Below are 20542 nucleotides of genomic sequence, written 5' to 3'. Positions count from 1 at the left end.
ATAGGGGCGGCTCCCACCCGTCCCGTCCTTTATTTAGCTAAAGGTATAAGTTGTTATTAAATCTTAGTATTTTGCGGCTAAGCGTTTTTAACTATGAAAAGCCTTTATTTTAGAAATTTATTACTGTTCGTATTTGTTTTTCCTGTATCGCTGCCATTACAACTACGAGCGCAAAGTAAATTACAGCAATTTGATGATCAGGTGCTGATCAATCTATCGGAGACAAGAACCCCCGAAAAGACCGGCGTTTTTCTTTTTATATCCAATCACAACGATTGGGTAAATATTGGTGTGCCTATGGGCTTGCTTACCGCAGGAGTCATTAACGATGATAAAGCAATGCGGCAAAATGCATTGTATGTAGCCAGCAGTTCGGCAGTAAATGTGCTCTTTACGATGCTGCTTAAAAGAATCGTAAAACGACCAAGACCTTTTCTGGCCAATGTGAAGATTAAAGCGGTATATCAGCCTTCAGAATATTCATTTCCATCCGGACATACCTCTACGGCTTTTACTACAGCAACTGCGCTTTCTCAGGCTTATCCTAAATGGTATGTTATAGCACCTTCCTATCTATGGGCTGGCGCTGTAGGTTTTTCGCGTTTATATTTAGGTGTACATTATCCTACTGATGTAGTCGCAGGGGCAGCCCTTGGTACCGGAGCAGCTTTTTCGCTGCGGTCATTACGCGGAGATTAACCTGCTAAAAAGCTGCAACAATTGTTGCCTTACATTTGTTATCATTTCTCATAATCATAAAAAACATGAATGCAGTAAAATCTTATGCCGCTAAAAGTGCAGATAAACCATTAGAACCTTTTCAGGTTGATCGTCGTGAGCCTCTGGCAGATGATGTAGAAATAAAGATATTGTATTGTGGAGTATGCCACTCAGATATTCATACTGCACGTAATGAGTGGGGTGGAACCACATATCCTATTGTTCCAGGGCACGAAATTGTAGGTAAAGTAACGCGTATAGGGTCAAATGTAACGCGGTTTAAAGTTGGTGATACCGTTGGTGTGGGCTGCTTTGTAGATTCCTGCGGTCATTGTGGCAATTGCAAGGAAGACAATGAGCAATATTGCTTAAATGGCAACTCTCAAACCTATAATTCCTTACTGCAGGATAAAAAGACCATCACTTATGGTGGCTATTCAACGCATATTGTGGTTACCCAGAAATTTGTTTTGACCATTTCTGATAAACTGCCTTTGGAAAAAGTTGCTCCTTTATTGTGTGCCGGAATTACCACTTACTCTCCTTTAAAACACTGGAATGTAAAAGCAGGAGATAAGGTTGCGGTTGTTGGTTTAGGTGGACTTGGCCACATGGCTGTGAAGCTTGCAGCATCAATGGGTGCAGATGTAACGGTCTTGAGCCGTTCTAAGGAGAAAGAAAAGGATGCGGAGAAATTAGGTGCCCACCATTTTGAGCTGACAACTGATAAAGACAACATGAAAAGATTAGGCAGCAGTTTCAATTTTATCATTGATACGGCTTCTGCTAAACATGATTATAATGAATACCTGGCCTTATTGAAAACCAATGGGGTGATGGTGTTATTGGGTGTACCGCCTACACCGGCTGAGGTGTCTGCATTTCAATTAATTGGTGGTCGCCGTAGTCTGGTAGGCTCATTGGTTGGTGGCATAAAAGAGACTCAGGAAATGCTGGATTATTGTGCAGCGCATAACATTACCTCAGATATAGAGTTGATCAATATTGACCAGATTAACGAAGCTTATGAGCGTACGCTTGCAGGCGATGTACATTATCGCTTTGTAATTGATATGGCATCGTTGAACTAAATCAATTAAGGAAATACTTACCTTTGCTTTTATTTTTGCAGGAAACATTATAAAAGTTAAGGTAAGTATATATGGTTTGGGAAAAGTTATTGTCGTCGAAACGCTGGGGGAATGAAGATAGATTTATTGGCAACCAGAAAGAATCAAGGTCTGAATTTCAACGCGATTACGACAGAATCATCTTTTCCTCGCCCTTTAGAAGATTGCAGAATAAGACCCAGGTATTTCCTTTACCGGGCAGTATATTTGTACACAACAGATTAACCCATAGTTTAGAAGTAGCCAGCGTTGGTCGCTCATTGGGTACCATCTTTTACAATAAAATCAAAGACCAGGATCCTGGTATAGACGATACCTGCCCTTTGCTTTGTGAGGTGGGCAATATCATTGCCTCCGCTTGTTTAGCGCATGATTTGGGTAATCCTGCTTTCGGACATTCCGGTGAAGCGGCCATTTCTCATTATTTTACCGATGGTGATGGCAAGGTTTATAAGGATCAGGTATCACCTGAGCAATGGGAAGATCTGATCCATTTTGAGGGTAATGCAAATGCTTTGCGTATTTTAACACATCCATTTGCCGGAAAAGGAACTGGCGGCTTTGCCCTTACCTACGCTACATTGGCGGCTATTGCAAAATATCCTTGCGCAGCTATAGCCGGACACAATAAACAGCACATTTTTACTAAAAAATATGGCTTCTTCCAATCGGAGCAGGGTGGTTTTGAGAAAATTGCTGCCGAAATGGATCTGATTAAAGTACAGGGATCCCCATTGATCTACAAAAGACATCCTTTGGTGTACCTGGTAGAGGCTGCAGATGACATTTGCTATAACATCATCGATCTTGAAGATGCTCATCGCTTAAAAATTCTTTCTTACAAAGAGGTAGAAACACTGTTACTGCCTTTATGTAAAGACGAAAAGATGCCTGCACGGCTGGCTGAAATAGATGATGATGATGCTAAAATTACTTTGATGCGGGCAAAATCTATCAGCACATTAATAGGTTTGTGTTCTGAGGTATTCTTTAAAGAACAGGAAACCATATTGAATGGCGACTTTAACCAAAGCCTGATGGATGCCATCGAAGAACCATTTCTTTCTGTAATGAAGGAGATTGAAAAGGTCTCAATTAAAAAGATTTATAACTATTCATCTGTAGTACAAATTGAGGTAGCAGGTTACCAGGTGATGGGTGGCTTATTGGAGGAGTTTATTCCTGCTTATCTGCAAAATGAATCAAAATACCATAGGAAACTGGTCGAGTTGATCCCTAAACAGTTTTTAACACAGCAAACAGATGCCTATACTAAAATTCAGTGTGTATTGGATTTTGTATCTGGTATGACGGATATTTATGCTGTCGAGTTGTTTAGGAAGATAAAAGGAATCTCATTTCCATCTATGAGTTAAGTATTACTCAGTTTTTTGCCATATAAATAACATGTTTAGTTATGATTAAATATTAAATTGACTTAACTTTTCTAGCTTTGTTAAATACAAGTTTAATAAAAGCGATGAAAGTAGGAAATTTAGAACCACAGGCACTTTGGAGTAATTTTATAGCATTGAATGCAATACCTCGGGCCTCAAAAAAAGAGGAACGTGTTATAGAATTTATGGAATCTTTTGGTAATCAACTAGGTTTAGAAACCATAAGAGATCATGTAGGTAATGTGGTGATTAAAAAACCGGCAAGTGCTGGTATGGAAGACAGGCAGACTGTGATTCTTCAATCGCATTTGGATATGGTTCACCAGAAGAATAGCGATAGCAACTTTGATTTTGATACTCAGGGGATCGATATGTATGTTGATGAGGACTGGGTAAAAGCCAGGGGTACTACTCTGGGTGCTGATAACGGGATAGGTGTTGCCACCATTATGGCTATATTAGCTGCAGATGATCTTGTTCATCCACCTTTAGAAGCTTTATTTACCATTGATGAGGAGACTGGTATGACTGGTGCGAAACAGCTTGATCCTTCACATCTGTCGGGAACTATTTTATTAAATCTGGATACAGAAGAAGACGATGAATTAACTATTGGTTGTGCCGGAGGGATAGATACGACTACTGTATATAAATATAAACATCATGCTGTTGCTCAGGATAGTATAGCTTTTAAAGTTTCTATTAAAGGATTGCTTGGCGGGCACTCGGGAATGGATATTCATAAGGGAAGAGCTAATGCCAATAAGCTGATGAACCGTTTGCTATACAATGGAAATAAGGTATTGGATCTGCAGCTGAGTAATTTAGAAGGTGGTAGTTTAAGGAATGCTATTCCTCGTGAAGCTAATGCTGTGGTAGCTGTTGCACGCAGTCAGAAAGCTGCGTTTCTTTCTTTTATTGCTGATTATTCGGAAATGATAAAAGCTGAATACCACACTATAGAGCCGGCTTTAAATATTAGTGCTAAAGAGACTGAACTTCCATTGGAAATTTTAGATAAGGATGATTACCATAAGATAGTCAATGCTTTATATGCTGTGCCAAATGGCGTTTTTAGGATGAGTCCTGATATTCCGGATTTGGTAGAAGCTTCTTCTAATCTGGCAAAAGTGATTATTAAGGATGGTGAGTTTATTACCTTATCCTTACAACGAAGCAGTGTAGAAAGTACAAAAGAGGATGTAGCCATAGCGGTAGGTGCAGCATTTGAAAATATGGGTTGTACAGTAACCACCAGTGGTGATTATCCGGGCTGGAAACCTGATGCCAATTCGGAGATTCTTTCCTTAATGACTAAATTATATAAAGTGAGTTTCAATGCCGAGCCCAATGTAAATGCTTGTCACGCTGGTTTAGAGTGCGGTATACTGGGTGCGCATTTGCCGGGTATGGATATGATTTCATTTGGACCTACCATTCATGGAGCACATTCTCCGGATGAAAGGGTAAAGATCTCATCAGTTCGTAAATTCTGGCACTACCTTTTAAACGTGCTGGAGGAAATACCGGCTCGTTAAATAACTAAATAACTATTAATTTCATTTCTTTGTAAGATCTAATTAACGCTTTAATCACAATTCAATGGACGAGGAATTTTATCTTCATATTTTTAACAAACAGAACAGGATTGAGCCTGTGCCCTCTAATCAGGAGATTGCGGATTGGGCTATAAACCTGATGAATCTGTTGTATCCTGAGCGTTTAACTACGCCCGATTATTCGATTAACGAGATTAAGCGCTTCTTTTTAAAACAAGAAAGGGAGCTAGTCAGGCTATTAAATGCAACAAAAGCATGTGAAGATTTTAACAATGAAGGAATCGTTACTGAGTTTTTTAATGGCGTTCCGGAGTTGTACAGAAAGATGAATACCGATATTGCTGCTATTTTAACCGGAGATCCTGCAGCAAAGAATGAATTTGAGATCATTAGAAGCTATCCTGGATTTCTGGCCATAGCACTATATAGAATTGCGCATGCTTTATTGAAAGCCCATGTACCCTTGATCCCAAGAATATTAACAGAATATGGTCATTCACTTACCGGCATAGACATACATCCAGGAGCTGTGATCGGTGAGTATTTATACATCGACCATGGAACAGGATTGGTCATTGGGGAGACTACTGTGATAGGAAACCATGTTAAATTGTATCAGGGAGTAACATTAGGCGCTTTAAGCGTTGAAAAATACATGGCTGATACCAAGAGGCATCCGACAATTGAAGATCATGTGATTATTTACTCAGGAGCAACGATATTGGGTGGAGAAACCATAATCGGTGCGAATTCTATTATCGGTGGAAACGTATGGCTAACTAAAAGTGTACCTGCCGGATCTACTGTATATCACCAATCGTCCGTAAAAGTTATAGAAACAAAAGACACCAAATAAAAATGGGAACCATTGTAGAATTTATAGGAAATACCCCTTTGGTAGAGATCGCCAAATTAAATCCGAACCCAAAAGTGAAGTTGTATGCTAAATTAGAAGGCAATAATCCGGGTGGAAGTGTAAAGGATAGGGCTGCTTTAAATATGATCAGAAGCGCTATGGAGCGTGGAGAGATTAAAAAGGGTACGCGCCTGATCGAAGCGACGAGTGGAAACACGGGCATTGCATTGGCCATGATCGCTGGCATATATGGCTTGGAGATTGAGCTGGTGATGCCTGCGAGCTCTACCAGAGAACGGACCTTAACGATGGAAGCCTTTGGTGCCAAAGTTACCTTATTGGAATCTATAGAAGTTTGCCGGGATTACGCTGAAGAACAGCGTGATAAACACGGATATTTTTTGCTTGATCAGTTTGCAAATCCGGATAACTATCTGGCACACTATAAAACTACAGGTCCTGAAATATGGCGAGATACGGAGCAACAAATTACTCATTTTGTAAGCTCTATGGGTACAACAGGCAGTATTATGGGCAACTCTATGTTTTTAAAAGAACAAAATCCAGCCATTCAGATTGTAGGTTGTCAGCCTACAGAAGATTCCTCTATTCCCGGTATACGCCGTTGGCCTGCAGCTTACTTGCCTAAAATATTCGATGCAAGCCGGGTAGATCGTGTAATGGATGTATCGCAGCAGGAGGCTACAGAAAAGGCACGTCAGTTGGCAAAAGTGGAAGGTATCTTTGCCGGAATGAGCAGTGGCGGGGCTTTAGCCTGTGCTTTAAAGCTATGCGAAGAGCTGGAATCGGGACTAATTGTATTTATTGCCTGCGATAGAGGCGATAGATATTTGAGCAGCGATTTGTTTGGATAGCCTGAATATGCTATTTTTGATTACACAATGAAGCTACAGAGATTATTTTTATTATTCATTCTTATTTCCGTTACCACTACCGTTTTTGCCCAAACCAGTTCTGAACTGAAAAGGAACAAAGAGGCTATACAGCGTGAAATTGATTTGCTACAGCGAAATCTTAATGAGACTTCGAGTAGCAAAAAGCTGACTATGGGTCAGATCAGAGCTATCAATAGTAAGATCAGGCTGATGCAGAATAAAATTGCTGTGATCAACTCAGAAGTGAAGAATCTGGATAATCAAATCCATGAGAATACCAATGAGGTACATTCTTTAAAAAGCCAGTTAGGCCAGTTAAAGAACGAATATGCTGGAATGGTACGTTTTGCGCAGAGAAATCAGAATGCATACGATAAAATGATGTTTATATTTGCCTCCGATAGTTTCAATCAGGCTTATAAGCGCATTAAGTATTTTCAGCAGTTTGGTCAATACCGTAAAAAGCAAGTAGATTATATACAGGGTACTCAAAAGAAAATTGAGTACAAAATTGTGGTGCTGGATAAGAACCTGAAAGAGAAAAGTAATTTGTTAACCGAGCAGGAACACGAAAAAGTAAAGCTAGGTAAAAATAAAACTGAGCAGGCCCAAATGTTGAATCAATTCAATAGACAGGAAAAGCAGTTTAGACAGGATATTGCTGTGCAAAAACGTAAGCAAGCAGAAATTGACCGGGCAATTAGAAGTGCCATTCAGCGCGAGATAGAAATAGCCCGTAAAAAAGCAGAGGAGGAGGAACGTCTTGCTGCGCAAAAGGCCGTTGCCGAAGGCAGACCGGTACCGGTTACGAAAGAGAAAACGACCAGCAATTATTTAACGGCTTCACCGGAATCGGCTAAACTATCTGCAGGTTTTGAAAATAACAGGGGACGCTTGCCCTGGCCTGTTGCTCAGTATTCTATTGTAGAGCGGTTTGGTAATCATACCGAAGGACAAGCAAATTATACCAACGATGGGATTAATATCCTTACCGAGCAAGGTGCAGCTGTTAAAGCTGTATTTGAAGGGGACGTGTTATTTGTAAAGGAACTGTATGGTACTTATATCGTGGCGTTGCGTCATGGAGATTATTTTACCGTCTACCAAAACTTAAAAACCGTTAGTGTAGCCAAGGGTAATAAGGTAGAAACAAAACAAACTTTAGGAATTGTTGCTTCGAAAGAAGATGGCCCGATATTGCATTTTGAAATTATGCGGGGACAAACCAAACTGAATCCGGAAGCCTGGATAGCGAAATAGAATTATAAATGCTTGAGATTGTATATCAGGACGACCATTTAATAGCGATCAATAAACCACATGGATTGCTAGTACACCGCTCGTCAATTGCCAATGATGCCAAAGAATTTGCCTTACAGCTTTTGAGAGATCAGGTAAATCGCCATGTTAGTCCCGTACATAGATTGGATAGAAAAACAGGTGGTCTGTTACTTTTTGCTTTTGAGAAAGATGTAGAGATAGCCATGCAGCAGCAATTTATGAACGGGGAAGTGCAAAAAAAATACCTGGCCGTACTTCGTGGTTATGCTCCAGATCAACTGGATATCGATTATCCGCTGGCTAAGGAGAACGGTACCATTCAGGAAGCCTTCACCTCATTCGTTACTTTAAAGCGGGCCGAAATTGATGTGGCCTTTGGAAAACACTCAACTTCCCGGTATTCGCTGGTAGAAGCAGCACCTACTACCGGTCGCATGCACCAGTTGCGAAAACATTTTGCGCACATCTTTTATCCAATAATAGGAGATAGGAAGCATGGTTGTAATAAACAGAATAAGTTTTTTAAAGAGCAATGGGAGATGACTACAATGTTACTCCATGCATCTGAATTGATATTTAAACATCCTTTAAGTGGACAGCAAATTCATCTAAAAGCTCCGGTTCAAGCCGAGTTTTTAAGGGTGATGGAGTTGATGAAATGGTGAAAGTTTTGCACACTCGCCGGACTTATCAACACGGGGTCTGTGAATAGTGTTTTCTATTCTTTTGCTGCTTAAGGAGTTATAAAAAAGGTCAAATTTTCCCTCCTAATGTTAGTAAATTTTATCATCTTCGCAGTCCCAAAACGACTGGTCTATCCGCCGTTTTATTATTATAAACCATAAAATATTAAAGAAAAATATGCAACACACTTGTACACAAGTATGGAATAACTGTCTCCAAATTATAAAGGATAATATCCCGGCCCAGAGCTTCAAAACCTGGTTCGAACCGATATCAGCCCTTAAGCTTGAAGATAGGGTTTTAACTGTACAGGTACCTAGTTTGTTCTTCTATGAGTGGCTGGAAGAGCATTATGTAGGCTTGCTGCGAAAAACTGTAAAACAACAACTTGGTGATGAAGGTCGGTTAGAGTATAACATCGTTGTCGACAAGTCGACAAATGGTGCTTTACCTTACACCACTAACATGCCGTCAAATGGTAACGGATCTACCAACAGGAAGCAGTCAATGCCAGTTCCTGTAAACATCAACAGGGACATTAAAAATCCTTTTGTAATTCCGGGATTGAAGAAGATGAATGTAGACCCTCAGTTAAACGCAAGTTATACTTTTGAGGCCTATGTAGAGGGAGACTGTAATCGTCTGGCACGTTCGGCCGGACACGCTGTAGCGGCAAAACCTGGTGCTACATCATTTAACCCATTAATGATCTATGGTGCTTCGGGTTTGGGTAAAACTCACCTGGCTCAGGCTATCGGTAATGAAATCAGAAGAAGTTTACCGGATAAGTTGGTGATCTATGTGTCATGCGAGAAATTTTGCCAGCAATTTGTGGAATCGTTGAAAAACAATACGATTAATGATTTCGTGAATTTCTATCAGGCAATGGATGTGATCATCATGGATGATGTACATAACTTTGCGGGCAAAGAAAAGACACAGGATATCTTCTTCCACATTTTTAACCATTTACATCAGTCAGGAAAGCAGATCATCATTACTTCTGATAAGGCGCCTAAAGATTTATCTGGACTTGAAGAACGTCTTTTGAGTCGTTTCAAATGGGGACTTTCAGCTGATCTGCAAGTGCCTGAACTGGAGACAAGAATCGCTATTCTGAGAAAGAAAATGTATGCTGATGGTATTGATCTACCTGATGAAGTTGTAGAATATGTAGCTCATAACATCGATAACAATGTACGTGAACTTGAAGGAGCGATGGTTTCTTTATTGGCACAGTCGACGATGAATAAGAAAGAGATCGATTTACAATTGGCTAAATCTATGCTTAAGAACTTCATTAAGAACACGACTAAAGAAGTTTCAATGGATTATATCCAGAAATTGGTTTGTGATTACTTTGAAGTACCTGTTCATTTGCTTAAAGCACCTACCCGTAAACGTGAGGTTGTACAGGCTCGTCAGATCTCTATGTACCTTGCTAAAGGGATGACCAAAAGTTCACTAAAAACTATCGGTGCATTTTTTGGTGGAAGAGATCATTCGACCGTAATTTATGCTTGCCAGACTGTTGAAGATCTGATTCAGACAGATAAGAAGTTTAGGGCTTACGTGAACGATATTGAAAAGAAATTAAAGATGAGCTAAGGCTCATCTTTAGCCTAAGTGCAATAGGATCAGAATGATCTGAAAAAGGAGTGAGATTTTCTCGAAAAACTTTTAAAAAAAGTTTGAGTGATTGAAAGAGAATACTACCTTTGCAGCGCTGAAAGGCAGAAAATGGCCCGTTCGTCTAGGGGTTAGGACGCCAGATTTTCATTCTGGAAACAGGGGTTCGATTCCCCTACGGGCTACAAAATCGCCCACCTTGGGAACAAGGTGGGAGAGAATTTAAAGAGAATCGTTATAGAAGCCTTTGAACTTTTAGTTCAGAGGCTTTTTACTTATCCCCCAAATTTCTACCTTAATATAGGGTCAAGCGAAATACTCATCGCCAATTGTCGAAATCAGCAATAGATCGCTTTCAAAGGTATTAAGGTTAGATAGCTTATCGGCTGCAAACTCTCCCATCCATGTGATAAGCATCGGAGAGTATTTAAGAAAAGTTTATTAAAAGTCTTCAGAAAATTTGAAAGCTTTTTTACAAAGCTAAATTGTTTCTTAAATTGCAGTATCATGAGACCTAAATTTATCATCTTTATCACCGCTCTCTTTACAATAACTGCCTGCCATCAATCAACCACCCATAGTAGTATCATCAGTAAGCAACAGGTATTCTCAAAAAAAGAAAACTTGTTAAAGAAAACATATCCGCTGACTGACAGCGGCCAGCTAATGCTTCATTTAGACAGTTTATCAAGACCAACGTTTCCATATCTATCAGAAGGTCGCAATTATAGCCCTTTAATTACTATAAGCCTGGCCAAGTTTAAAAATAAGAAGTTATTTAATCTCCCATTAAAATTAATACCAACACAAATTGGCGGAGATCAATTAGATCATGGACTGGAGGTAGACGAAAACGGGATGTTGCCCGACAGTATCAAGGAAACTTTCAATTTGGTTGACAGTGCTACTTATAAAGCAGAAGGAGTTTTGGTGGCAACGACTCCAAAGTTCGTTGTGCTCGATCTGGATGGGACATTAGTAACTATGACTTACGATGTTGAGGTTATAGACGCAATTACTTCATCGGAAGGACACGGTAATAATCACTGGAGTGTGTGGAGAAATACTACAATAAAAAAAGATCTAACTATGGTTATTCGCCAATATTATAAACACGATGTGCCTGGAGATGACGACAAGAAAACCGAATATTGGTTTATTGATTCATCCGGGCAGTTCCAAAAGAAATTATCCAAAGTAAAAAAGCATTGATCAATCTCTCGAACAACATAAGTCGAACTAGAACGAAAAAGTTCAGATTTTGTAAGTTGTCGTCTACTTTTCTCATCCTGGGAACAACATGGGAGTCTATCTCATGAAAATTATTAAAAGAGCCCAAAAAGATTTGAATTAATACATATACTATCCTTTATTTACATTTAAACTGCTATTATACTGTTATTATACTAGTAAAGCAGTAGCATACCAATATAATAGCAGTACAAGACCAGTAGGAGACCAGTATATGTTATACACCAACATAGTTCATTTGACACTCCAGTTTGATAGTATTTGTTTGAGTATTGCTTTTCCTTTTTGAATGACAAATATAGGCGCAACCACAGGAAACCGTATGTTCAAAATCAAAAAAACATATTCTCCTCCCCAGCATTTGGCATTGATTCAAAGATTTTCTGGCCGAAAGAATATTGGTCACAATCCTTTCCGGGGAAGGTTTAAAACTCAATGAAGGTCTTTTTCTCAGAAAACATCATGTCCCTCAAGAGAAGCAAAGACCACTTGTCTTCTTACCAAAACTTTTTATTTAGTTATTTTTTTGTCAAACAGGTTAAAGTTTCGTGTTTAAGTTTTATATTTACGGAAAAAACTTAAAAATGAACGCTAAAATTAATCAGTTACTATTTTTGATACTAGTACTGTCCTCAACCCATTTATTTGCCCAGAGCATTTATTCAGAGAAAATAGACTTTCAGCTTTTGAAACAACCAAAAGTTGCTATTGAAGAAAACCATCGTGACTTTAAAGTTACGGTAACATCCCCTTACAACCTTACTGCTGCCGATGTTGTTAAAAAGGCAAAGGCAGATCATGAAAAAGCGGAGGCTGAGTATGGAACAGTAGTAGCCAACAGTGAAAAGGAATTTCAGCAGAAAACAAAGGATTACGATGCTGATGTAATCAAAGAAAAAGAAAAGTTTGCCCTGGAATCTGCTGAGTTTAAAAAATTGTCAATTCTCGAGCGTTTAACTTTAACTGAACAAAAAAAGAACCCCAGATTGGTGATTCCTTCAAAACCAGTTTATGTTAAACCTGCCCCACCTATATACAGGGAACCCAACTTAAATGAATTTACCATAGTAGATAATAATGTGCTGGCCTCTCAGGTTGTGCTTAATGGTTTTACAAGAGGAACGGGTTTTGTTGATATCCATCTTGATATTAAAGCCGTTAATTTCCAAGATAATGCCGGACAAACATTTGCCAACCAGCCAACAAAACTTGTAATTAAAGTAAACGGCAAAGAAAGTGTCAATACAACCTTTTTTCAGGATTTTGCATTTCTGTCCTCTTCGCCAAGCAATAACATCAATAAAACAATTGAAGAAAAACGTCATTTAGATAAAGTAATCAAATTTGTAAACGATTACTTAAATAATATCTATGGTTTTCAGGCGGAGGCAAAAGCGGTTAAAATACTTAATGTGAAAAACAAAGGGAAGTTTGATGAGCTGGAAAGAGCAGATATTTATGTGAAAACAAATCTGAAAAAATTACAACCTACAAGTTCTGAAGTCAATACAGCAGCATTTTCAGGTATGCAAAAAGGGATAGACATCTGGACGGAGACCTTAACAAAAATAGCTTATAAAGACAGTAAGGCTGACTTTAATGCCAAGATCGCAGGGTATATTTATTTTAATCTGATTAACCTGAACCTTGCTTTAGATAAAAAGACGGAGGCCGAAAAGTATCTGAATCAATTACAGGAAAACCTGGTTTATATCAAGTTGTCGTACGATGAGGAGAATGAAGTAAAAAGAATAGAAAAAGAGATTTACCAAAGTAAAAAATAGGGAGATGAAATTCATTTACATCATTTTGTTTGTCCTTGCTTTCGCTAAAATTAGTGTGGCACAAGAGGGCAATACCAATAAGTTTGAGTTTGATAGCAAAAATGAAAAAGATCCGCAATTTGTACTTAAAGACAATTACAACTATTATTTAATGACGATTATGGACGCTTATGACATTGCGGCTGGTCATGTGATGATTTTGAGAAAGTTTGATCAAAAAAATGTTGTAGTCGAAACTTTTAAATACGAATTTCCAAAAATTGACGAGAAAGCACTATATAAATACCTTGGCTTTGCAGAAAGTGAAAATGGTAAAGTTGCCGTTTTTGTTCAGGTTTATTCGGGCAAGGCCTTGAAAAGTGAAATATATAAGCTTGAATTTGATAAGGCAACGGCCAAATTTACCAGTACAATGTTGGCCAGCAGTCCGATTGTATCTGCGATGAAATCTGGGGGAGTTTATTTAGAAAAATCGGATAATGGAAAGAATGTTGCGATCAATTATCATAGCTACAGGATTAAAGGAATGCCAGACCAAAACCACATTATAGTTTTAGAGGTTAAAACAATGAGTGTTATCTGGCAAAAAGAGCTTTCCTTCACAGACGAATTTACTTCACAAAACTTTGTGATTACAAATTCTGGTAAAGTGGTACTGGTAAGAGACATGAACGGTTCAAAAAAAGGGATTACTTACCTTAGTGTAATTACTGCCGAAGGTAAAGAAGATAAAGCTTTTGAAGCCCAGATCTTCCTGAATGAAATGAAAGCGATATCAATTGGGCAGGATGATTATTTAATTGCGCTCAATTCAGGTTCTAAAAATTTCAGATCTGATTTTTACAATAATCTACTGATGTATGACCTGAAATCGGGTCGGATATTAAACAATACTAAAATTTCAGGGTTTTCCTCTCTAACCGGTCTGGAGGATGTGGTCATTCGAAATATCAGCATCCAGGACAATTCCATATATGTTTTTACTGAGGCTAAAGTAGACGCTGCCACAAAACCGGCTAATGGGGTAAGTACAATGGCCGTTGTAGCAACGAAATACCAATACGGGCCCTCATATATGTATGTTTTGGCTCTGGATGGGCAGCTTAAATCAACAACAAAACTTCAGGTTGATGCAAAGCCAGAAGCACATTTGTACCATTCTTTTGGTGTGATGAGCATTAAAGGTTCCTTTTATGTGAATGCTGGCAATAGCAATGGTGTATACCGGATGAATTTTAATGATGTAAATCCGCACAGAAGTATCATGACTTTCGGAGATTTATATAACGATCGGACTCACTTTGTTCCGCAATTAATGACTTACTTTCCAGATAAGAAGGCTTTGCTTTGTGCTAGAACAGTCGGTATTGATCAGATGGCAATTGTACAGGTGCCTACTCTGGAGTAATACCTTGATCGGTTTGTTTACAGACTAAAAATTCCGCTTTACAATAGTAGAGCGGAATTTTTGTATTTATGAGAAATTGGATCTTCCTCAAAAGTTACGATGCATCTTTTTTGTTGTCATTGAGCCAAGCATTGAATTATAAATAGGTTGACCAAAGCACATTATCTAAGCCCAGAACGCGGTCCATACTGCTTCATCAATCAATTAAAAATCCACACATCCTTGCTTTGTTAATTAATTGAGCGAAACAAATTTAATATTAATAGAATAGTAGAAAATCGTCAAACTATGTAATTTTTCATATATTAGTGATGTCCAAGCATGAACAACAACAGCAAAAGCTGTCCCCCTAAAATTTTTAGTAAAAAATGGAGTGTCATCGGTCTTAAAGGAGACCGATATCAGCGTTATATACTAACTCGGACCTACTTCGTGTCAGGTTCGTCTCTGGTTCGTCTTTGTTCGGTAAAAATTCAAATGAAAATTGTCTAATAACCGAGTAATATATGAGTAGCAAACAGCTATCCTATCCGGCCTGCTTTCGATCCGAAAAAAATTAGGTAAAATTACTTTGAGAAGTCGCTATCACTTCCAGTGTCGCAATTTTTAGCTCTTTAAAGGTGGAAGGTCTTCGCCCAGTCATCTTGTAAAAAGTGTTGCTGAAGGAGGAGATGCTGTCATAGCCTACTTCATAGGCAATTTCACTAATGGTGAGGTCACTTTCCAGTAATTTCTCCATTGCCTTAGTCATTCTTACCAGCTTCAGGTATTGAAAGAAAGAAATTTTGAGGGAAGCCTGAAAGATTCTCGATAAGGTACGTTCGCTAAAGCCAGTGGCGGAAGCAATTATAGGAAGCGTAAGTTCGTTGGCCAGGTGTGTATGGATATATTTTAATGCCGGTCTCAGTCGTTCATTGTCTGTGGTAGGGACTACAAGGGGCAAGGGATGTTTACTGATGACTGGCAAAATGTTTTTTATGGTATCTAAGAAACCATATTCCTGCGAGCCTAGACTGATATTTCCATTCCAGTTTTCCGAAAACTTAAGCATTTCCAGCAATAGATTGTTGACGGGATAGATACCAATTTGGCTAAAAAAAGGGTTGTTTTCTACATCGGCTGTATTAAAGTAAATATTGCGGACAATGGTCGATTTATAACGGTGTTCCAGGTGGTGTTCAATACCAGCAGGAATCCATAAATAATGGCGTGCAGGTAAGAAATAAGATTTATCATTGGTAAACAGAAAGATGACTCCACCTTCTACATAGGTGAGCTGACCTTTGGTATGCTTGTGGTGTCTAAACTTGTCTTCAAATTTACTGTGCCATACAAACGTTGTCTCTGACTTCTCGTCAAGTTCAAACAAAATAGTTTCATTACTTGTTTTTTGCATGTGGCCGTTTTGAACAAATATATGTCAGTTTAGATAAAATAAAGAAGTAATTCTTGTCCGAAATTTGCAGTATTAATTATGAAAATGAATTTTAGCTCGCATAAAAGAAAATTTTGGATATGCATGTCCTTTCTTTTACCTTCCCTTTGGGGCCATGCACAAACAGGAATTACCATTGGAAGCCCATTAACCATTACCCAGGTATGGCAATTAACAGATAGTAACAGCAGAAAGATACAGATGATGCAGCTTGGGGTACAGGCAGCTGATGGAAATGTTAAGGTTGCACGTTCAGAACGCTTGCCTGATGTGGCTATGGAAGGTGTACTGGCACATATTTTTGATATGCCTATTTATGAAAACGGACTTTTTCATACACCTACCCAGTTTCCGGTAGAGCCTAAATATTACAAAGTTTCTGCCGACGCGTACTTGAATTTATATAATGGTGGAAAGGCCAATCGTGAGATTGCCGCATCGAAAAAGGAGCGGGAAATTGCAGTGGCGAAAAAACAATTGAGTGGACAAGAAATCCACTTTACAGCTGCTGTATATTTTTATGATGTATACCGAAATAAATCTTATAAAGAATTACTGGAACAGGACATTAAAGACCGCGAAAAACAATTGGGTGAAATCAATGCGCTTTATAAAAATGGGATGGTCTTAAAAAGTGATGTCCTTAGAGCAGAGCTTAGGTTGTCTCAGCAAAAGATGCTCCTTATAGAGATTGAAAATAGCATCAAGATCGCTTCTCAAAAGTTAAATCTTTTAATTGGAAGGCCTGATCATATCTTGCTAGATCCTATAGTTCCCGAATCTGCAGCTGATCCGATATTTTTAAAAGGAATAGCCGATTATATGAATGAGGCAGAATCGAAGTCATTTAAGGTAGAGATTTCTAAGAAGGAACAGGAGTTAAGCGCATTCAAACTGAAGCAAGTGAAATCGAATGTTTTGCCTTCTCTGGGGTTGTTTGGTGAGTATTTTTATGCCTATCCCCAGGTTCAGTTTTATCCCTATGCACTTTCTCTATATAGTAATGGGATGGCTGGATTAAAGTTGAAGATTCCTATTTCTTCATTTTACCAAAATAAAGATAAAGTTAAGGTTGCTGAAGCTCAGTTGCGCCGCCAGGAGGTTGAAGATGAGGATGTGAAAGAGAATATTCGTCAGGAGGTTCAGGAAGCCTATATCCGTTATACAGAATCTTTGAAACGCATCGATGTAGCCACAGAAAATATTCAACAAGCTGCTGAAAGCTACAGGATCGTACAAAATACTTACTTCAATCAGCTAGCCTTATTAACCGATTTGCTAGATGCAGAAACGCAGTTGCTACAATCAAAGTTTGAACTGACCACGGCGAAAGTTAATGCCAGAATTCAATATTATCAATTACAAAAAGCAGTAGGAAATCTATAAAAATGAGCACTCAAAAACAAAACAAAACAGATCGGATCATTACACGTATCACGACGATCATTGCTGCAGTTGTATTCGTGATATTGTTGATTTGGGGCATCAAGACGGTATTCGGTTATTTAAGATATGAAGAAACCAATGATGCGCAAATAGATGAATATATTAACCCGGTTACAGCCAGGGTAAATGGCTATATAAAATCAGTCCGCTATGTAGAAAATCAGGTGGTAAATAAGGGGGATACATTGGTGGTGATAGACGATAGTGATTACCTGACCCAGCAGGATGAAGCGGCGGCTTCCTTAACCAATGCAAAAGCGCAGGTAGCAGTATTGGAAAGTACAGTACAGACATCAGGTACTGCCGCTGGGGCCAGCAAAGCAAAGATTGCAGCTGCTAGAGCAAAGTTATGGAAGCAGCAGGCGGATTATGATCGATATAAAAAATTGTATGATGCAGAGTCGGCTACACGTCAGCAATTGGAAACCATGCAAAGTATGCTGGAAGTGGCGCAGGCAGATTATAAGGCTGCACAGGAAGAATATGCTGCTGCATTGTCTAAAACCAATGATATAAGAGCACAGTCTGGCGTCTTAAAATCTGAGATTCAAAGGAGGGAGGCTGTTTTGAAAAGAAATGATTTGAATACCTCTTATACTGTGATTGTTGCCCCTTATAATGGAAAGATGGGTAGAAGAACTATACAGCCGGGACAGTTGGTTCAAAATGGACAAACCATCGCTTATATTGTAGATCGTGATGCAGGGAAATGGGTAACTGCTAATTTCAAAGAAACTCAGATTGGAAAAATGCAGATTGGGGAGTCGGTGAGGGTAGAGGTAGATGCTTTTCCAGGGAAAGAATTTTCAGGAAAGGTTGAATCTTTCTCCGGAGCCACTGGATCAAGGTTTTCCCTTTTACCACCAGATAATGCGACAGGTAACTTCGTGAAAATTGCCCAGCGCATTCCTGTTCGGATTCGTCTGGAAGGAAGTATTGCAGAGCTGGAAAACCTTAGAGCAGGAATGAGTGCCATTGTGCGCATTAAAAAGGATAGGGCTCATGAATAACTCGAAACCCATATTTAAAACATGGGTGCCGGAATGGCTGATTAAGCTAAGCATTTTATTCCTCTTATTGGCTTCTGTATTGCTTTTTGCTTTGTCTACAGCCGACGGCAGTGCTGCGGCCGGATATTATGGCATGGAGCCCGCAGATGTACAGTTTTCTTTATTGATGTTTTATGCAGCAGTAGCCAGCTTTTCTGGGGTAGAAAAGCGTTTCTTTGAGCGTATTGTGACCAAAGACTACCTGTTGATCTGTATTTTACTGGAAATATTGATTGCTTACGCCTGTTACCATACACGGGAAATCTGGCTTGTATTTACCTTTAGGTTTTTGCAGGGCCTCGTAAATTGTGGTATCACCAGTATTTGTCTGAACCTGTTGTTCGGGCGATTAAAATCTGAGCATTCCAGAGAAGTGGGATATACTATATTTTATGGAATGATTTTATGTGTATCGCCTGTAACCGCGCTTTTTGCAGCCCCATTAGTAGAGAATTTTGAGTATAATACGCTGTATAAGGCCATTATTTTTTGTTTCCTGCCAAGTGCGGCTTTGTTATTCCTGATTTTAAACCGGGTTAGGATTCTTAAGAAAAGACCTTTATATCAGCTTGACTGGGCCAGCTTTTTTCTTTTTGTGTTGATGTTGCTCCTGATTGCTTATGTGTTGGTTTATGGTCAGCAAATGGATTGGCTGGAGGAGCCTACTATCGTTTACAGTATTTTAGGTATCCTGCTTTTATTTATTACTTCCATATTGAGACAGCGTTCTATGAAGCGCCCTACAGTATATCTTGACGTTTTTAAATACCGAAATTTTAGCATTGGCATTGTTTTTCTAGTGATCCTTTACTTGATACGCGGTGCTTTTGGTTTAACCACTACTTATTTTATCACTGTTCTGGGAATGGATGCTTTGCATGCCAATGAGCTAATGATTTATAATATTCTGGGCATTATTGCAGGTTCCTTTATCGCGATTCGCTTTTTGATAAAGCAACAGCTGCTGCGGATATTGTGGATAGCAGGGTTTGCTTTATTGGGGGTGTTTTTTCTGATGATGTGTTTTCTTTTTGCTTCAAATGCGGATGCGGAAACATTTATTGTTCCACTATTTTTGCAAGGACTGGGCGCAGGAATGGTCATGTCTCCAATTATTATGTTTATAGTTTCTTCAGTGCCATTGTCTATGGGGCAATCTGCAGCTTCTGTTGGGGTCTTTGTTCGCTTTTCGACCTTTTGCCTAAGTATTGCCCTGATCAATTTCTATCAGCTGTATTTTAGAGGTGTTCATACAGATATTATGGGTAGAAGCTTATCTTTATTGGATACTGAACTACCTGAACGATTAAGGATGTACCAATCAGCATTAGCCGGTAGGGGCATGTTAAAGGATGAAGCGGCAAAAGCGGCTACAGGACTTTTAAGTAAAGCGGTGCAGAAACAGGCCTTTCTGCAATTCTGTGTCAACTATTATGAGCTGGTTGCGCTTCTTTGTCTGGTTACTATTGTGCTGATTGCATTGCAGCCGGTGATTAGCAGAACGATTATCAATGTGCAGAATAGACGTCCGGCACCTGCTGGATTTTAGTTCTATCATTTGAGTGATTTAGACCAAGAAGAGGTGCATATAGTTAGTAAATTTAAAATGATAAATACTATCTTGGTTCTATAAAATATGAATTGTATGAAAGCTATTGAAATTATTTCTATACCGGTTACCGATCAGATCAGAGCTAAAGAGTTTTATCTGAAGCTGGGTTTTAAGGTCATTGTGGAGGCACCTTTTCAGGGAGATCAGAAATGGATTCAACTTGGGTTACCAGACGGTGGGGTTTCTATTACCTTGGTAACATGGTTTGACAATATGCCTGCTGGCTGTATTAATGGATTGGTGATCAAAACTGATGATCTGGCTAAGGATAAAGAAGAACTGATCAGTAAAGGTTTGGAAGTGGGTGAAATTGATCAGACTCCCTGGGGACAGTTTATGCCTGTTGTTGATCCTGATGGAAATAGAATTAGTTTACACCAAGGTAAGTAGAAATTATATTATGAG

General features: G+C 39.0%; 17 protein-coding genes and 1 tRNA gene. 17 read left to right on the top strand and 1 reads right to left on the bottom strand.

Annotation, left to right across the window (positions count from 1 at the left end; all coding sequences use genetic code 11):
- Nucleotides 1–93: 93 nt before the first annotated feature.
- The 13 genes from P0Y49_11470 (at nt 94) to P0Y49_11410 (ending at nt 14595) form a co-directional block, all read left to right on the top strand.
- Nucleotides 94–699 (top strand): phosphatase PAP2 family protein, encoded by a 606-nt coding sequence (locus tag P0Y49_11470; protein WEK21752.1) that lies wholly within the window; start codon nt 94–96, stop codon nt 697–699.
- 65 nt (nt 700–764) lie between these two features.
- Nucleotides 765–1811, top strand: a complete 1047-nt coding sequence (locus P0Y49_11465; GenBank protein WEK21751.1) for an NAD(P)-dependent alcohol dehydrogenase — start codon at nt 765–767, stop codon at nt 1809–1811.
- Between the two features lie 71 nt (nt 1812–1882).
- Nucleotides 1883–3226, top strand: coding sequence for a deoxyguanosinetriphosphate triphosphohydrolase (locus tag P0Y49_11460; protein ID WEK21750.1), 1344 nt, complete (start codon nt 1883–1885; stop codon nt 3224–3226).
- Between the two features lie 104 nt (nt 3227–3330).
- Nucleotides 3331–4785: an aminoacyl-histidine dipeptidase gene (locus P0Y49_11455; protein ID WEK21749.1), complete on the top strand. Its 1455-nt coding sequence runs from the start codon at nt 3331–3333 to the stop codon at nt 4783–4785.
- Nucleotides 4786–4849: 64 nt separating this feature from the next.
- The gene (locus tag P0Y49_11450) at nt 4850–5662 is read left to right on the top strand and encodes a serine acetyltransferase (GenBank protein ID WEK21748.1); all 813 of its coding nucleotides are present in this window, start codon (nt 4850–4852) and stop codon (nt 5660–5662) included.
- A gap of 2 nt (nt 5663–5664) precedes the next feature.
- On the top strand, nt 5665–6537 hold the full coding sequence (gene cysM, locus P0Y49_11445; protein WEK21747.1) for a cysteine synthase CysM: 873 nt from the start codon (nt 5665–5667) through the stop codon (nt 6535–6537).
- 27 nt (nt 6538–6564) lie between these two features.
- Complete coding sequence (locus P0Y49_11440) at nt 6565–7818, top strand: peptidoglycan DD-metalloendopeptidase family protein (GenBank protein ID WEK21746.1); 1254 nt, start codon at nt 6565–6567, stop codon at nt 7816–7818.
- 8 nt (nt 7819–7826) lie between these two features.
- Complete coding sequence (locus P0Y49_11435; protein ID WEK21745.1) at nt 7827–8504, top strand: pseudouridine synthase; 678 nt, start codon at nt 7827–7829, stop codon at nt 8502–8504.
- 196 nt (nt 8505–8700) lie between these two features.
- The gene (dnaA, locus tag P0Y49_11430) at nt 8701–10131 is read left to right on the top strand and encodes a chromosomal replication initiator protein DnaA (GenBank protein ID WEK21744.1); all 1431 of its coding nucleotides are present in this window, start codon (nt 8701–8703) and stop codon (nt 10129–10131) included.
- A gap of 134 nt (nt 10132–10265) precedes the next feature.
- Nucleotides 10266–10337 (top strand) — tRNA-Glu (locus P0Y49_11425).
- 322 nt (nt 10338–10659) lie between these two features.
- Nucleotides 10660–11364, top strand: a complete 705-nt coding sequence (locus tag P0Y49_11420; GenBank protein WEK21743.1) for a hypothetical protein — start codon at nt 10660–10662, stop codon at nt 11362–11364.
- Between the two features lie 623 nt (nt 11365–11987).
- Nucleotides 11988–13187 (top strand): hypothetical protein, encoded by a 1200-nt coding sequence (locus P0Y49_11415; GenBank protein ID WEK21742.1) that lies wholly within the window; start codon nt 11988–11990, stop codon nt 13185–13187.
- A gap of 4 nt (nt 13188–13191) precedes the next feature.
- Nucleotides 13192–14595: a hypothetical protein gene (locus P0Y49_11410; GenBank protein ID WEK21741.1), complete on the top strand. Its 1404-nt coding sequence runs from the start codon at nt 13192–13194 to the stop codon at nt 14593–14595.
- 556 nt (nt 14596–15151) lie between these two features.
- Here the strand turns inward: P0Y49_11410 and P0Y49_11405 are convergent.
- The gene (locus P0Y49_11405) at nt 15152–15991 is read right to left on the bottom strand and encodes an AraC family transcriptional regulator (GenBank protein ID WEK21740.1); all 840 of its coding nucleotides are present in this window, start codon (nt 15989–15991) and stop codon (nt 15152–15154) included.
- A 123-nt stretch (nt 15992–16114) separates the two neighbouring features.
- Between P0Y49_11405 and P0Y49_11400 the strand changes: the two genes are divergently transcribed.
- The 4 genes from P0Y49_11400 (at nt 16115) to P0Y49_11385 (ending at nt 20527) form a co-directional block, all read left to right on the top strand.
- Nucleotides 16115–17416, top strand: coding sequence for a TolC family protein (locus P0Y49_11400; protein WEK21739.1), 1302 nt, complete (start codon nt 16115–16117; stop codon nt 17414–17416).
- A 2-nt stretch (nt 17417–17418) separates the two neighbouring features.
- Entirely contained in the window at nt 17419–18486 is a 1068-nt protein-coding gene (locus P0Y49_11395) for an HlyD family secretion protein (GenBank protein WEK21738.1), read from the top strand.
- Nucleotides 18479–20074 (top strand): MFS transporter, encoded by a 1596-nt coding sequence (locus P0Y49_11390; protein ID WEK21737.1) that lies wholly within the window; start codon nt 18479–18481, stop codon nt 20072–20074. Before P0Y49_11395 ends, P0Y49_11390 begins: the two co-directional genes overlap by 8 nt.
- A gap of 96 nt (nt 20075–20170) precedes the next feature.
- Entirely contained in the window at nt 20171–20527 is a 357-nt protein-coding gene (locus tag P0Y49_11385) for a glyoxalase superfamily protein (GenBank protein WEK21736.1), read from the top strand.
- The last annotated feature ends 15 nt before the right edge of the window (nt 20528–20542 follow it).

The sequence above is a fragment of the Candidatus Pedobacter colombiensis genome (assembly GCA_029202485.1).
GTDB classification, from domain to species: domain Bacteria; phylum Bacteroidota; class Bacteroidia; order Sphingobacteriales; family Sphingobacteriaceae; genus Pedobacter; species Pedobacter colombiensis.
This window is presented reverse-complemented; position numbering and strand designations above follow the sequence as displayed.